This window comes from Paenibacillus aurantiacus, assembly GCF_042431225.1.
In the GTDB taxonomy this organism is placed as follows: domain Bacteria; phylum Bacillota; class Bacilli; order Paenibacillales; family Paenibacillaceae; genus Paenibacillus_Z; species Paenibacillus_Z aurantiacus.
On the sequence record NZ_JBHMDO010000022.1, the window covers coordinates 113,122 to 127,578 of the forward strand.

General features: G+C 58.7%; 13 protein-coding genes. 8 read left to right on the top strand and 5 right to left on the bottom strand.

The genetic code is table 11. From position 1 onward, the window contains the following. Positions 1-174 precede the first annotated feature (174 nt). From ypfJ to ACFFSY_RS12245, 3 genes are all read left to right on the top strand, one after another. Positions 175-1,035, top strand: a complete 861-nt coding sequence (gene ypfJ / locus ACFFSY_RS12235; RefSeq protein WP_377494218.1) for a KPN_02809 family neutral zinc metallopeptidase — start codon at positions 175-177, stop codon at positions 1,033-1,035. Between the two features lie 229 nt (positions 1,036-1,264). Next, the gene (locus ACFFSY_RS12240; RefSeq protein ID WP_377494220.1) at positions 1,265-1,984 is read left to right on the top strand and encodes a GT-D fold domain-containing protein; all 720 of its coding nucleotides are present in this window, start codon (positions 1,265-1,267) and stop codon (positions 1,982-1,984) included. Positions 1,985-2,201: 217 nt separating this feature from the next. Beyond that, positions 2,202-4,118 (top strand): beta-N-acetylhexosaminidase, encoded by a 1,917-nt coding sequence (locus ACFFSY_RS12245; RefSeq protein WP_377494222.1) that lies wholly within the window; start codon positions 2,202-2,204, stop codon positions 4,116-4,118. 300 nt (positions 4,119-4,418) lie between these two features. Here the strand turns inward: ACFFSY_RS12245 and ACFFSY_RS12250 are convergent, their stop codons facing one another. Further along, the gene (locus ACFFSY_RS12250) at positions 4,419-5,711 is read right to left on the bottom strand and encodes an IS4 family transposase (RefSeq protein WP_377494224.1); all 1,293 of its coding nucleotides are present in this window, start codon (positions 5,709-5,711) and stop codon (positions 4,419-4,421) included. A 647-nt stretch (positions 5,712-6,358) separates the two neighbouring features. On the opposite strand from ACFFSY_RS12250, the gene rlmN reads away from it, so the two are divergent. Then, complete coding sequence (gene rlmN, locus ACFFSY_RS12255) at positions 6,359-7,453, top strand: dual-specificity RNA methyltransferase RlmN (RefSeq protein ID WP_377494226.1); 1,095 nt, start codon at positions 6,359-6,361, stop codon at positions 7,451-7,453. Positions 7,454-7,695: 242 nt separating this feature from the next. Here the strand turns inward: rlmN and ACFFSY_RS12260 are convergent, their stop codons facing one another. Continuing rightward, on the bottom strand, positions 7,696-8,205 hold the full coding sequence (locus ACFFSY_RS12260; RefSeq protein ID WP_377494228.1) for a hypothetical protein: 510 nt from the start codon (positions 8,203-8,205) through the stop codon (positions 7,696-7,698). 159 nt (positions 8,206-8,364) lie between these two features. After that, on the bottom strand, positions 8,365-8,982 hold the full coding sequence (locus tag ACFFSY_RS12265) for an acetate uptake transporter (protein ID WP_377494230.1): 618 nt from the start codon (positions 8,980-8,982) through the stop codon (positions 8,365-8,367). 243 nt (positions 8,983-9,225) lie between these two features. Here ACFFSY_RS12265 and greA point away from each other — a divergent pair, with 243 nt between their 5' ends. After that, a complete protein-coding gene (gene greA, locus ACFFSY_RS12270; protein ID WP_377494232.1) occupies positions 9,226-9,702 on the top strand; it encodes a transcription elongation factor GreA in 477 nt (158 codons plus the stop codon). A 61-nt stretch (positions 9,703-9,763) separates the two neighbouring features. Here the strand turns inward: greA and ACFFSY_RS12275 are convergent, their stop codons facing one another. Continuing rightward, a complete protein-coding gene (locus ACFFSY_RS12275; protein ID WP_377494234.1) occupies positions 9,764-11,110 on the bottom strand; it encodes a lytic polysaccharide monooxygenase in 1,347 nt (448 codons plus the stop codon). Between the two features lie 484 nt (positions 11,111-11,594). Between ACFFSY_RS12275 and ACFFSY_RS12280 the strand changes: the two genes are divergently transcribed. Further along, positions 11,595-11,792, top strand: a complete 198-nt coding sequence (locus ACFFSY_RS12280; RefSeq protein ID WP_377494236.1) for a hypothetical protein — start codon at positions 11,595-11,597, stop codon at positions 11,790-11,792. Positions 11,793-11,794: 2 nt separating this feature from the next. Here ACFFSY_RS12280 and thrC read toward each other — a convergent pair whose 3' ends face one another. Then, positions 11,795-13,183: a threonine synthase gene (thrC, locus tag ACFFSY_RS12285; protein ID WP_377494238.1), complete on the bottom strand. Its 1,389-nt coding sequence runs from the start codon at positions 13,181-13,183 to the stop codon at positions 11,795-11,797. Positions 13,184-13,363: 180 nt separating this feature from the next. Here thrC and ACFFSY_RS12290 point away from each other — a divergent pair, with 180 nt between their 5' ends. Both ACFFSY_RS12290 and ACFFSY_RS12295 read left to right on the top strand, forming a co-directional pair. Continuing rightward, complete coding sequence (locus ACFFSY_RS12290) at positions 13,364-13,924, top strand: pyridoxamine 5'-phosphate oxidase family protein (protein ID WP_377494240.1); 561 nt, start codon at positions 13,364-13,366, stop codon at positions 13,922-13,924. A 129-nt stretch (positions 13,925-14,053) separates the two neighbouring features. Beyond that, positions 14,054-14,410 carry a YrdB family protein gene (locus tag ACFFSY_RS12295; protein ID WP_377494937.1) on the top strand — a complete coding sequence of 119 codons (357 nt, stop codon included), beginning with the start codon at positions 14,054-14,056 and terminating at the stop codon, positions 14,408-14,410. Positions 14,411-14,457: the final 47 nt, after the last annotated feature.

Sequence of the window (14,457 nt, forward strand, 5' to 3'; positions counted from 1 at the left end):
TGTTCTTAATAAAGAACAAAAACGTGCGTATAAGCGAAATGCATAGCTCAGCCCCTTCCGATAACTCAAATCCCCGGCCACGGGTTAAGAAACAAAGACAGGACAAGCCATCCTGCACAAGTACGCATAACCCTGAAGAGGATCGATCTTTTCATGATAAAGGAGGAGCGAGCCATGCAGTGGAAAGGGAGAAAAGGAAGCTCGAATGTGGAAGACCGCAGAGGAATGGGAGGCATGGGAGGCGGGCGCGGCGTTATCGGCGGCGGTCTGGGTATCGGCGGGGTCATCATTGTTCTGCTGGTCACGCTGATGGGGGGCGGCAATATCGGGGACGTCTTGGGCTCGCTGACCGGCATGGGGACGGGTTCGTCCATTAGTTCGGGTACGCAAACGCCATACGTCGAGACCGAAGAGGAGCAGGAGCTTGCGCAATTCGTCTCGGTCGTGCTGGCCGATACGGAGCAAGTATGGACAGAGCTGTTCGAAGCACGCGGCTTGAATTATGAGGAGCCGACGCTTGTGCTATACACGGGCAGCGTACAATCCGCCTGCGGCGCTGCTGGCTCGTCGGTCGGACCGTTCTACTGCCCGGGCGACCATAAGCTGTATATCGACCTGAGTTTCTATGACGAGCTGCGGCAGAAATTCAAGGCGCCGGGGGACTTCGCGATGGCGTATGTCATCGCCCATGAGGTCGGACACCATGTGCAGACGTTGCTGCAGACCGGCAAAGGCAAGGGCGATCCGAGCTCCAACGCCTACTCCGTCCGGTTCGAGCTGCAAGCCGATTACTTGGCCGGCGTCTGGGCGCATCACGCCAAAGAGATGAACGTGCTGGAGCAGGGCGATCTCGAGGAGGCGATCACGGCGGCGAGCGCGGTCGGCGACGATACGATCCAGAAGCGGGCGCAGGGCTACGCGGTGCCGGAGAGCTTCACGCACGGCACGTCCGAGCAGCGGATGCGGTGGTTCCGCCAAGGGTACGAGAACGGCACGATTGAAGGCGGCGATACGTTCGGCGTGAAGCAGCCATAAGCAAGCGGAGTGCGCGATGGAAGTCTGTCCGGTCAAGCGGCGTTAGGCCGTAGTCCGGAGCAGGCTTCCTATTTGGTTTCACGCGGATACATCAATCGTGCACGCCATCGGAATGAGACGCCCTCTGCCTAGCAGGACGGCGATCGCCACTCCCCTTGCCGTTGGCCGTTCCGGAATAAGGGGCCGATGGATAAAATGGAGCAACCATGGCTACGGGAGAGATGCGGAAATGCTAAGTTCAGTCGAACTGATCCAACGCTGGCACGATATGGCGGCGCGCGGCGAGGCGCACGCTTCCATCCGGTTCGGGGATGCCTCCGCGGCCGTAATGGCGCACGAGGCGATATTGACCATGGACTTCATGCGCAAGCATTACCGCTGGATCGGCGATACCGCCTACTGCGGCGTTGCGCTGCCGAATGACGCGGCGAGGCGCAAGCTCGTCGATTGTCTGCGCGAGGCCGATTACGTCGGTCATCTGAGGCAAACGGAACATTGGTACTTCAAGCCGCTCTTCGATATGTGTCTGACCTACTACGGCGTCAAGCCGAAAGAAACGTTCTATGCGTTCGAGAACGTGTATATCGCCCGGTATCCTTTATTCTACGAACGGTTCCGCAAGGTCCCGATCGTTCTGTGCGGGGCCAAAGCCGTCCTCTATCGCGAGGTGCTCGAGCGGCGTTATGGCTTCACGGGCATCGTGGGTACGGTGGACTGCCCCGACTGGAACGGGCTGCCCCGCGCAGAGCGCGAGATGGAGGCGCTCTACGCGACTTCGCCATGGAAGCTGGCGCTCGTGTGCGCGGGCGCGCCGGGCAAGGCGCTCGTCGTGAAGGCCAAGCAACTCGGTACCGTCGGCGTCGATTTCGGTTCGGGCGGCGAGGCTGCCATTCAAGCAGACCGGGCGGGCATGGATGCGTGGGATTATACGGAGCCGCTAAAGTACTAAGTTCGGCCGCTGCGCAGCCCCGGGTCGCATAGGAGATCGCCATCAACCGCCCGCTGCCATACCGCTGCGTCTCGCAGCTTCTCCTCTGCCAAACTCCGTTCATTTCTATCAAAAATCAAGCCTCAGTGCTATATTTTTCCCCAAGACGTTATGATACGCTTCGAGAGCAGTCATGCACGTACTACGGTGAGTGGCACCAAGCGGGGAGGAAGCAAGCGTGAAGTTGCGTTTTGAGGGGGATTCGATCGGGGAGCTGAGACCGGGAATCCTTGAATTGGCGAAAGAAATATCGTTCGCGGAGGCCGAGGACGGCATTCCGGTGGCCGTGCTGCCCTCCGAAGGCGATCTGGAGGTCGGTCTGTCGGAGGGCAAGGCGTATATCCGTTATGGCGCGAAGCATCAGTTCTTCCGGGGACTTGGCTTGCTCATCCAGAAGGGCACAGGCGGCGGGGAATTCGCGATCACGGAGAAGCAGCAGTTCGACACGATCGGGCCGATGTTCGATCTGTCCCGCAACGGCGTGCTGAATATCGACAGCTTCCAGTTCCTGCTGCGCAAAATGGCGCTCATGGGCTTAAATACCGTCATGCTCTATATGGAAGATACCTACGAACTGGAAGGCGAGCCCTACTTCGGCTACATGCGCGGGCGCTATTCGCAAGCCGAATTGCGCGAGATCGACGACTACGCTGACCAATTCGGCATCGAAGCGTTCCCGAGCATTCAGACGCTCGCCCATCTCGAGGAGTTCCTGAAGTGGGACTACGTGAAGACGTACAAGGATACGAAGGGCGCGCTGCTGGTCGGGGACGACAAGGCGATGCAGCTGATCGAGAACATGATCGTCGCGGCGACGGCGCCGTTCCGCAGCAACCGGATCAACATCGGCATGGACGAGGCGGAGGAGCTGGGGCGGGGCAAATATTTGGATAAGAACGGCTACCGCAGCCGGTTCGACATCATGACCGAGCATCTCGACCGGGTGCTGGAGATTACGCGCCGCCGCGGCTTGAAGCCGATGATGTGGAGCGACATGTTCCTCAAGTTCGCCTCGGCGAACGGAGAAGAGCACTACGACAAGCACACCCAAATTCCGGAGGAGATGGCGCGCAAAATTCCGAAGGACGTCGATATGGTCTATTGGGATTACGCCCATCAGGAACAGGACGACTACGAGAAGCTGATCGCCAAGCACCGTCCGCTCGGCTGCAACCTTGCGTTCGCCGGCGCGGTATGGGTGTTCAACACGTTCGGCGTCAACTACGGCTTGTCGCTAGGAGCGACGGACAGCGCGCTGCAGGTATGCAAACGCGAAGGCATTCGCGAGGTGTATGCGACGATGTGGGGCGACGACGGCATGGAGAGCAACCCGTACATCGCGCTGCTCGGCCTGCAGTTCTACGCCGAGCACGCTTATACGGAAGGCGAGGTCGATTCGGCGAAGCTGGCCGAGCGCGTCAAGTTCTGCACGGGCATCGACGAAGAGACGTTCCTGAACGTGAAGTACCTTGACGAGACGCCAGGCGCGGAGCCGAACAACGTCAAGCAGAGCAACCCGTCCAAGTTCCTGCTGTATCAAGACGTGCTGCTCGGCCTGTTCGACAAGCAGATCGAAGGACTACCGCTGAACGACCATTACAAGCAGCTGGAAAGTAAGCTGCATGCTCGCCGCGACCCGTCCGCCGCGCTCGATTTCATCTTCGAGGTGCCGGAGCGGCTTAGCGCCGTACTGGCGCGCAAGAGCGAGATCGGCATCGAGCTGAAACGGGCATACGATGCAGGAGATAAGGCGGAGCTGGCGAGCATCGCGGCCGAGGTGCTGCCGGAGATCTCGAAGGATGTCCAGGCGCTGCGGCTGGCGCACCGCACGCAATGGATGAAGATTTACAAGCCGTTCGGCTGGGAAGTCATCGACATCCGTTACGGCGGCGTCGTGACGCGTCTGGATACGGCGGCCTACCGGTTGACCGAATACGCCGAAGGCCGATTGGACCGCATCGAGGAGCTGGAGCAGGAGCGCTTATACTACAGCGCCGTGAACAACTCCGTGCCGGGCAAGGGGATCGGCTGGTGCAGCTGGTATTACCGGATGGCGTCGCCGAACGTCTTTTACCACGTGCTTAGTCCATTTTGATATCAACAGGGAGACTTCCGTTTGGGAGGTCTCCCTTTTTTCATCCTCTAGAGAATTCACCCTCCCCCCACCCCCTCCGCCGCCCTCCGCCGAGGGGTCTCCAAAGCCTATGCTTCCGAAGCGCGCTTTCCGTTGGAAACCGCTCAGGCTCCGCCCTCTGGACACCCGCCTTCGTGCTGATGCGAAGGGGTCGTGGAGGGCGGGTATTTTCGAGTGGGGCACGCTCTTGTCCTGACGGACAAAGCTAACGTTGAGTTATCCTCCCCCGACCCCCTCCGCCAATGCTGTCAGGTTAAGCATTTACAGGCTGCGCCGTTTGACGGAGGAGTACTTATTTGCGTCCGGCTGTTTCTTTCTCGGAAAGGATCGATCGGGCACCACAGCGATAATATGTCGCTGCAGTTCAGCCATTAACTGCCGGTACATTTTTGCTCGTTTTCTCGGCTTTTCTTCGAGTAGGACTGCAATCAGCGGATCCCTCATCTTCCCGATGAGAATGGATCTATTGATTCGGTATTCGTCGTATTGCAGTGTTTGCGTTCGCTGGCTCTCCTTTAACTCAGCCTCTGCGTCTTCTTCCATAATGGACGTAATGTTGCTTAAAAAAATCGTAGCCAAAAAATCTTGCTCGATTAACCGGGGCTTCTGGGCAGAGAAATTTTCGATCTCAAATTTGTTTTTGAGCTCGTTAAAGCAAGTTTCGATGCCCCATCGTTTGTTGTATAGCTCCCGACTTGCTTCATAAGGCAACTCGTCGGAGCTTAAATTGGTGATCAGAATTTCTTCTTCACCTGTAGCTAGCCTGACTTTGAGCACACGAATAACAAACGTTTCTCCTGCTCGTACCGCTACGTTTTTCGCTGCTAATTTCTCGGCTCTTTTCTTGGTCACCGTTACGCGAACAACTTCGTCCGGCGTGGTGGTGCCTACGACTTCTTTAAGAAAATGGTGTGAGCTGCGCATTAGGTATGCAATACCGTGCTGGTCCAGATACTGAATTAAGTCGAGTGAAGGGTAGCCACGGTCGAACAGGATGAGATCGCGTACGCCCGTCGAAGGGGAAGTTAACAGATGATCCAGATTTTGTTTAGCCAGGCTCTTCTCGCTGTCCGAAAATTTGCTCAGGCTGGCGTGAAGCGCAATTTTGTTTTCCACATCGAAGAGAAGCGACGTTCGTGCTCGCGCTAACTGAAAGTCCTTAACTTGCGTGATGACGTGACCAAACACCTCCTGATTTTCCTTGGTGTTCGGGACCTCCCGCACGCTGCCGTCGATCGCAAGCAAGCGAAATCCTAAGAAGGTCTTGAAGTCGCCGATTGCATAATATTGCTGCACGACTTCGTCATTCAGCAGGGCAAAAGCTTCGGGCAAAAGCTTGTCTCTGGCTTCCGAAAAAGAGGCTTTCGTATAGGTCGTCGCATCGTAATTTTCCGGCATGAATTGACGTCGGAATTCGTCCAGTTCGAGTTGGGTAGATTTCCGAATCATCCGCAGGATGAGACACAGCAAAGTGAAGAAGCCGACTTTTCGATTTCGCGTGAAATCTGTCTGCTTTCTCCGGACTTTTTGAAGAAAAGAGACGGTTTTCATCATGGAAACCACACGCGCCAAAATGAGACTTGTCTTTTTTTCATACTCATCCCTACTTTACTGTTTTTCCCTTTATTACCCCACTCGCCTCCTTAACCTGACAGCATTGCCCCCTCCGCCGAGGGGGCTCCGAGGGCGCTGCCCTCTGAACACCCGATTCGAGGAGATGCGGAGGCGCGTGGTAGGCGGTTCGTTTTGAACGAGGCACGCTCTTGTCCTGACGGACAAAGCTGACGTTGATCTCTTTCCTCAACCTTCCCCTTCCGCAATGCTGTCAGGTTAAGGAAAAACGTCGGGTGAAGCCACCGATGGCCTATAGTAGACTGGTTTATGTCTTAGAACCTCAAAACCCACTGAAGCTTTGTCCGTTAGGACAAAAGCGTGCCCAGCTCGAAGCAACCCGCCGACCGCGAACAATTGCGGCTGCACGAAGAAGGGTGTCCAGAGGGCGAAGTCCTTTGGTTCCCCTCGGCGGAGGGGGAAGGGGGAGGGAACAACAAGGGGGAGAGAGCAACAAAAGCGGGGTCAAGGGGCGGAGCCCCTTTTTACCCGCTCTTGGCGGGGGCTTCCTCTTGTTTTGCCATCGGAATTTTGCGACAATACAGAGATCGGCCGCCTGGTTCGGCTTCTACGCGAAAAGAGGAATTCCCATGAACAAACCATCCATTTATGGATTAACATTAGAGCAATTGACCAGTTGGCTGGGTGAACACGGACATAAGAAAGGGCGGGCGCAGCAGGTGTGGGAGTACCTGTACCGTAAGCGCGTCGCGTCGTTCGCGGATATGACGGAGCTGCGGGCGGAATGCCGGGTGCTCTTGGAGGAGCATTACTCGCTGGAGACGCTGGAGGAGCACGTGAAGCAGCAGTCGGCGGACGGCACCGTCAAGTTCTTGCTGCGGCTTGCGGACGGCAACCTGATCGAGACGGTGCTCATGCGGCACAAGTTCGGTCTGTCCGTCTGCGTAACGACCCAAGTCGGCTGCAATATCGGCTGCAGCTTCTGCGCGAGCGGGCTGCTGAAGAAGAGCCGCGATCTGACGAGCGGCGAGATCGTCGGACAGATCATGAAGGTCCAGCTGTTCCTCGACGAACGCGGGCAAGGGGAACGCGTCAGCCATATCGTCGTGATGGGCATCGGCGAGCCGTTCGATAACTACGAGCATATGGCGAACTTTATCCGAACCGTGAAGGATCACAAGGGTCTGGCGATCGGACCGCGCCATATTACGGTGTCGACGAGCGGCCTGGCGGACAAAATCGTCGAGTTCGCAGACTCCGATCTGGGCACGAACCTGGCCATCTCGCTCCACGCGCCGAACAACGAGCTGCGCACGCGGATCATGATCATCAACCGCGCCATTCCGCTCGAGAAGCTGATGCCGGCCATCGACTATTACCTGGAGCGGACGAACCGCCGGATCACCTTGGAGTATATTCTGCTCAAGGACGTCAACGACCTTGTCGAGCATGCCCAAGAGCTGGCGGATTTGATCGGGGAAGGCAAGCGGAAGCAGCTCTCCAACGTCAACCTCATTCCGTACAATCCGGTCGATGAGCATGGCCAGTACAAACGGACGGAACAGGAGTCGGTGCGGGCATTCTACGACGTGCTGAAGAAGCGGGGCGTCAGCGTCAGCGTCCGGCTCGAGCACGGCGTCGATATCGACGCGGCTTGCGGCCAGCTGCGCAGCAAGCAGATCAAGAAGCCCGGGGGCAGCCAGCCGGAAGGCGTGGCGCTGTAAAGCGCGGGATGAATGGCGGGAGGCGGTTAATAGCCGATCTCCGAAGCAGCCCGCCTCGCAATCGAGCAATATCACAAAAGAGCCTTTCTTCCGATGTACGGAGGAAAGGCTCTTCTTGGTATGCGCTAGTTGGTCGTCCAGCCGCGGGGTCCTGACCCGCTGCTGCCATGCCGCGTTATGGGTGCCATCCCGTAGGATGGCACAGCTGCCGCGCCCCGCCCCCGCAGGCCGCGCGCCGCTTCTTAGTGGCCGCGCCTGCGCGTAATGAACACGAGGCCGCCTACGATAATGAGCGCGCCGGCGATTAGCGGCTGACCGCCCATGATCTTGCCAAGCAGCGCGCCGACCGAGAAGACGGCGAAGAACAGCACCGACAGCACGGTCAGAATGTTGATCGGGATGAGCAGCCACTTGTTCCGGTTGCCGAACCAGTACAGTTCGAACAGTCCGACCGCAGGTGCGAGGATGAAGCCGGGCCACATAATGTGCCAGCTATCGAACAGCGTGGCGGCTTGGCAGACCGCCCCGACGGTCAGCAGGATCCCGCCCGGCACGAGCACGCCGACGCCGCGGCGCTGCAGCAGACCGAAGTACAGCCAGTGCATGAACAGGCCGGTCGGGATGACGAACAGCGTGGGCCAGAAATACTCGAAGATCGTTCCCGTACCCCAGTCGACCTGCCCCCGGACGAACATGAATATGCCGAGCAGGATGAGAATCGGGCCGAGAATGGCGTTGCGATTCACGGACATGACGAACACTCCTTATGGATAGGCTTTGATAGCCTTAGCTTAGCATGGCCCGGGGGCGGGCGTCTTCCGGCCGAAGTAGAGCTGCAAGATCGGGCTAGAGACCGATTTTTTCTTCGGCATCCTACGCGCATCGACGCCGCGGAGTCGAATGGCGCCCTCTTACTTCTTGAATATGCCCATAGGGGCCCCAATCGGCAGGAACGCGCGGTCGAAGTGTGCATTCAACACGGCTGCGCCGGCGCCATACAGCGACAGAATGCCGATACCCAGCTCGGCGTAGGCCGCGATCGTATGGAAGACGTCCGCCATCACGCCGAAGGCGTCCATCGTCAGGCCGAGGAAGAGGAAATCGATGAGGACGAAAATCGAGAACAGCACTTTGTTCGTCTCCGTCGCGCCGATCGTCATGAACAGCGTAAAGACCAGATAGCCGGCGAAGGCGAAGCCCAGCTGCTTGGGCTCCACGCCCGCAGCCAATGTCTCCCCGAAGACGCCGAGCTTGATGAGCCAGTTCGAGGCCATGGCGAACCAGAAGAACGCGTAGGCGCCGAAGGCGGTCGTGCCGAACGTATTATTGCGCTTGGAGTCCTGCACGCAAGCGAACAGCTGCGCGCACGCGCCGAGAAACACGGCCCAAGGAACGGCGTAGCTCAGACCGTTCGTAATGCCGAGCTTCTGCGACGAAGCGACGAGCGTGACGATAGCCAGGCCGAAGAGACCGAGCGCGCTCGGGTCCGCGTTCGTAATTTTGATCGGTGTTGCGGTTTCTTTCTGCAAATCAAACAGCCTCCAATAATGTGTGGTTCCGCCGGTCCCCAGGGGAGGAAACCGGTCTGGTGATTGTCAGTATACCTGTCGATAGGCACACAGGCTGTTAATTGTATCACGCGCCTATTGCCCGGGATAGGGGAATTTTGTATGACCGAGCGCCATACGATTTATTTTGGCGGATGCCGCTACGCAGGGGTGATATGGGGTACAATAGGAAGATGGAAACAAAATGAAAGGAATGGAATCGCAATGTCGAACGAAGAAGTGGTATTAACGCGCGAAGGCCTCGCGAAGCTGGAGGCGGAGCTCGAGGAGCTGAAGGTGGTCGGACGCCGGGAGCTGGCTGCCCGCATCAAGCTGGCGATCAGCTACGGCGACTTGAAGGAGAACAGCGAGTACCATTCGGCCAAGGACGATCAGGCGCATATGGAGACCCGCATTCAAATTCTGGAGAAAATGATCACGAAGGCGCGCGTCGTCGACGCGGACAGCTTGAGCGCTTCCGCGGTGCAGATCGGATCGACGGCTGTCTTGCACGACAAGGAATTCGACGAGCGGGTGGAATACCAAATCGTCGGCCCCGCCGAAGCCGATGTGTTGGAGAATCGGATCTCGTATGAGAGCCCCCTCGGCAAAGAGCTGATCGGCAAAGCGGTCGGCGACATCGTGAGCGTCACCGCGCCGATGGGCACGATTCAATACGAAGTGCTGGAAATCCGGATTTAGGCGCATCGCCGCCAATAAAGAAGAGGACGCCGCAGGCTGCGGCAGTCCTCTTTTTCGTTTACTACGGAATTACCTTCCACACGGTCGCGCCGGAGCTGCCCGGCACTTCGCCTTGCGTCCACCATTTGGCTTCGTAGTTCACGCCATTGTAGGTCACTTTGCTACCGCCGACATAAGCGGTGGAGGCATTCCACGCCGGATACGTCGTCGGTGGAGCTGGCGTCGTGACGCTTAGGCTGTTGCTGGCCGCGGAGACATTGCCAGCCGCATCGACCGCCTTGACGGTGAACGCGTACGTCGTGCTGCCGGTCAAGCCCGTCACCGTATAGCTGGTCGTCGTGCCGGAGACGGTCGCGATGAGCGTCGTGCCTTGGTAAATCTGATAGCCCGTGACACCGACGTTGTCCGACGATGCGCCCCACATGAGCGGCACGCTCGTCGCGGTCGTCGTCCCCATGACGTGCAGAGCATCAGGCGCGGTAGGCGCGGCTGTGTCCGGTCCGGAGACGACCGGCGTCGTGAACGTCGCCGCGCTGCTGGCCGCGGACAGGCTGCCTGCCGCATCGACGGCTTTGACCGTGATCGTGTAGCTCGTATTCGCCGTTAGACCTGTCAGAGTCGCACTGGTGGCGCCGCTCGTCGTGGCAATTTGCGTCGTACCGTTATAGAGGCGGTAGCCGGTTACGCCGACATTATCCGTCGACGCGGTCCAAGCGATCGTCGCGTTAGTTGCCCCAATGTTCGATGCGCTTACGCCCGTTGGCGCGCTAGGCGCGACGGTGTCGTTGTTGCCGCCGAAGTTCACGTCGATGACTTGGTAGAAGGCGTTCTGCGTGTCCGCGATTTCCCATACGGCGAGGATCACCTGGTAGCCCGTGCGGACCGGGATGTTGCACGTATCGGAATAGGAATTGCCCGGCTCGGTGCCGTTGTAGGCGACGCTGCAGAACGGCGTCAGGTTGAGCTGCGCGCGCGTGAGCGGGGCATTCGGGTCCCAATCCTGCTTCGTGATGTAGTATTTCCAGCTCGACGTGGCATGCGGTACCTTGATGTTCCAGTGGAACGTCGTCGGGCCGGGGCTGACGTTCACCTTCGACCAGCGCGTAGCGGTCTGTTGATCAAGCGGGGCGAACAAGCCGTTGGCGCTGGCGATCTTGCCGTCTGCCGGGCCAGCCGCCGGGAAACCCTTATAAGCTTCGAGGCTGTATGGCTCGTAGATGATAAGGCCGCAATTTTTGTTGACGCCGCTGGCGCACAGCGCCGCACGGCTGGACGGGTTGTCGACATACCCGTGGGCAGAGGCTTTGCCTCCGAATAAGAGCAGCACGGCGGCTGCCATGGCAAGCATCATCCCTGCGGTGAGCAGCAGGCGATTGGATGAAGCGGCGGGTAAACGAAGCGTTGACATGAATCATTCCTCCTTTAATCGATAGAAAGTTTGGCTTGCATCATGCATGTTTAGGGTGAGGACATATCCTCTCCTTTCCGGGTGGGATGTATATATAAACTCGCAAGGAGCTTATACCGGTCGCGAATGGATAGGTAGCATGAATATGATATTGCGAAAGCGATTACATTTTTGTGAAAAAAGCGTTTGAACGCACGGCGGGTTGAGAGCGGCGAATAGGAGTGGGAGTCGGATAGGTTGTATCATGTTCTAAATCCAATCCATACTATACATTTTATGTAAATTACCAGCAATAGTCCGCGGGCTGCTGTTTTGTAGTTCCTTGCGAGGCGCCGAAGCGGGGGGATGCGGTCAATCTCGCTTCTTCCGCCGCGAACGGTGTAAGCTGTCGTCATCTGTCGTCAAACGACGAAAGCGGCTGCGTCTTCGGTCCTGGTGGTTTATTGCTAGTCGATCTCTGGATTAGGAAGCAGGCCGGACAAATTTGACTCATCGCGACGGTCTCGGCGCGCGCGGCGGACGGAGCGGACCGACTTCCGTCGAGGAATGCGCAGGACTTGCGGACGACCCGCCGCCCGCTGCAGCCATGCAAAAAGCCCCGGAAGCCGCTCTTGCGAGCGGTCCGAGGCTTACCCGTGCCGCGCCGGCTCCATCGCTGCAGCCGGCGCGGTCATGCCTATAATGCTAGAAAAACTTCAACAGTTGGCTCTTCACCGCATCGTTCGTGCCATCCACGACAGTCTGCACCTGCGGCTTGTCGAACAGCGCCTGGATTTGCTCGGGATACGTCTGCGTAATGCCGCGCAGCTCGATCGCCTCGTTGAACTTGGCCGGATGGGCGGTGGACAGCGCGACGGTCACTTCGCCATCGCCCGCGACCGCGTCCGACGCCGCGACGCCGCAAGCGGTATGCGGATCGAGCAGGTAGTTGTATTGATCGTAGTAGCCGCCGATCGTGTCGAGGCACTCGTCATTGCGCACGCCGTATGCGGCGAAGTCCGCTTGTACTTGCGCGAGCTTCTGCCCTTCGATGATGATGCGTCCTTCTTGCTTGAACGACGCCATGTAGGATGCTACGGCCGCTGCGTCCCCGCCGCACAGATAATACAGGTAACGCTCGAAGTTGCTCGCGACTTGAATATCCATCGACGGACTGTACGTGCCGCGGAATTCACCCGGCTGGTAGACGCCCTCGCGCACGAAGCGCTCGAGGATGTTGTTCTCGTTCGTCGCCAAGATGAGCTTGCCGACCGGCAGTCCCATCTGCTTGGCGAGGTAGCCGGCGAAGATGTCGCCGAAGTTGCCGGTTGGCACGCTGAAATTGACCGCGCCGGCCTGTCCTTCGTCCGCGAGGCGGAAGTAGGCATAGAAGTAGTACACCGTCTGCGCCAGAATACGTGCGATGTTGATCGAGTTGATCGCGCGCAGGTGGTATTGGTGCTTGAACTCGACGTCGGCGAACAGCTCCTTGATGATGCGCTGGCAGTCGTCGAAGGTGCCTTCCACCGAGAGGTTCAGCACGTTGTCGTCGGCGATCGTCGTCATTTGCAGCTCCTGCACGCGGCTGACTTTGCCGTGCGGATGGAGGATGCAGATACGGATGCCTTCTTTGCCGCGTACCCCTTCGATGGCCGAAGCGCCGGTATCGCCGGAGGTCGCGCCGAGTATATGGATGGTCGCATTGCGCTGCTTCGCGATATAGCCATACAGGTTGCCGAGGAACTGCAGCGCGATGTCCTTGAACGCGAAGGTCGGGCCGTGGAACAGCTCGAGCACGTGCAGTCCGTCATGAATGCGGCGCACAGGCGTGACATGGGCGTCGCGGAATGTCGCGTAGCTGGCGTCGACGAGCTGCTTGAGCTCCTCGCGCGGAATTTCGTCGTTCACGAACAGCGTGAACAGCTCGAACGCAAGCTCCGGATAGGACAGCTTCTGCCAAGCGGCGAGCGTCTCCGCGGACAGCTTCGGCAGTTCGGTCGGCACGAGCAGGCCGCCGTCGTCTGCCAGGCCCATGAGTATGGCGTCGATGAAGCCGATGGGGGCGACTTGTCCCCTTGTGCTGATGTACTTCATAGTGGTCCCCTTATGCGAGTGAATTTTCAATCATTTTAACAAAAAAACGGCCCCGTGCCTAACCCTTCATAAAAATTTCCGCGCTGCCGCTCAGGTATTTATTGGCATTTGACGCGATAAGGTTTACTGTGGAGAAAAGACGCGGCGCGCCTCGGGCGCCTGCCAAGGAGGACCTTCGATATGGGCACGCAATTCGCATCCATGCTGCCGGAGCATGAAGCATTTATCCGGAAGCAGCATCTATTCTTCGTCGCTTCGGCGCCGCTCGCGGCGGACGGGCATATCAATTTATCGCCGAAGGGGCACGACGCGTTCCGCATTCTGGGACCGAACCGGGTCGCGTATCTCGACATGACCGGCAGCGGCAACGAGACGAGCGCCCACTTGCTGGAGAACGGGCGGATCACCGTCATGTTCTGCGCGTTCGAAGGCCCGCCGAACATTATGCGCCTGTACGGTCGAGGGAGCGTCCATCTTCCGGGAACGGCGGAATGGGATTCGCTCTATCCGCTGTTCCCGTCGCTGGAAGGGGCGCGGCAGATCATCTCGGTGGACGTGGAGATGGTGCAGACGTCGTGCGGGTACGCGGTTCCGTTCATGGCATACGAGCGCGATCGGGACACGCTGCGGCGGTGGACGGAGCAGAAGGGCGAGCAGGGTGTGAAGGACTACTGGGCGGAGAAAAACAAGGTCAGCCTCGACGGCTTGCCGACGCCGATGGGAATTCGAATGGAGCCTTAACCGGCGGCCGCTAGCGCAAGCGGCGTGCTTGGCGTCCTGACTGGCGGAGATGATGCGGGGTGGGATGATCCGGCAGTCGTCAGGGCAGCGCGGCTTAACAAAGGAAATGGGAGTGAGTCCGAGTTGGTCATGGCGGCGAAAGGGTTGTTCTTAGGCGTTATCTTTCTATGCGAGCTGGCGGCGTTGGCCGCCTATGGGTACTGGGGCTTCAAACTGCCGGCTCCGTTGCTCGTCAAGGGCGCGGTCATGCTGGGATTGCCGATCGCGGTCGCCGTCGTCTGGGGGCTCTTCCTGGCCCCGAAGGCCGAGTACCCGGTTCCGGCCGGCGTCCGCCTGCTGATGAAGACGCTCGTATTCGGCTTTGCGGCCGCGGCGTTGGTTGCGACGGGGAAGCCAAGGCTGGCCGCCATATTCAGCGCTTGCGTGGTGGTTGCGCACGCGATGGACTACGCGTTGGAATCCGTCGACGGCCGGCGCGATGGTTAAGCGATTGCCTGGCGCGGCCAACGGGGAAGAGGGGCAACGATAGGCGG

What these genes read in the sequence shown, in the direction of transcription:
- ypfJ (WP_377494218.1), top strand. Translation starts at nt 175, where the DNA reads ATGCAGTGGAAAGGGAGAAAAGGAAGCTCGAATGTGGAAGACCGCAGA.
- ACFFSY_RS12240 (WP_377494220.1), top strand. Translation starts at nt 1,265, where the DNA reads ATGCTAAGTTCAGTCGAACTGATCCAACGCTGGCACGATATGGCGGCG.
- ACFFSY_RS12250 (WP_377494224.1), bottom strand. Translation starts at nt 5,711, where the DNA reads ATGATGAAAACCGTCTCTTTTCTTCAAAAAGTCCGGAGAAAGCAGACA.
- rlmN (WP_377494226.1), top strand. Translation starts at nt 6,359, where the DNA reads ATGAACAAACCATCCATTTATGGATTAACATTAGAGCAATTGACCAGT.
- ACFFSY_RS12260 (WP_377494228.1), bottom strand. Translation starts at nt 8,205, where the DNA reads ATGTCCGTGAATCGCAACGCCATTCTCGGCCCGATTCTCATCCTGCTC.
- greA (WP_377494232.1), top strand. Translation starts at nt 9,226, where the DNA reads ATGTCGAACGAAGAAGTGGTATTAACGCGCGAAGGCCTCGCGAAGCTG.
- ACFFSY_RS12275 (WP_377494234.1), bottom strand. Translation starts at nt 11,110, where the DNA reads ATGTCAACGCTTCGTTTACCCGCCGCTTCATCCAATCGCCTGCTGCTC.
- thrC (WP_377494238.1), bottom strand. Translation starts at nt 13,183, where the DNA reads ATGAAGTACATCAGCACAAGGGGACAAGTCGCCCCCATCGGCTTCATC.
- ACFFSY_RS12290 (WP_377494240.1), top strand. Translation starts at nt 13,364, where the DNA reads ATGGGCACGCAATTCGCATCCATGCTGCCGGAGCATGAAGCATTTATC.
- ACFFSY_RS12295 (WP_377494937.1), top strand. Translation starts at nt 14,054, where the DNA reads ATGGCGGCGAAAGGGTTGTTCTTAGGCGTTATCTTTCTATGCGAGCTG.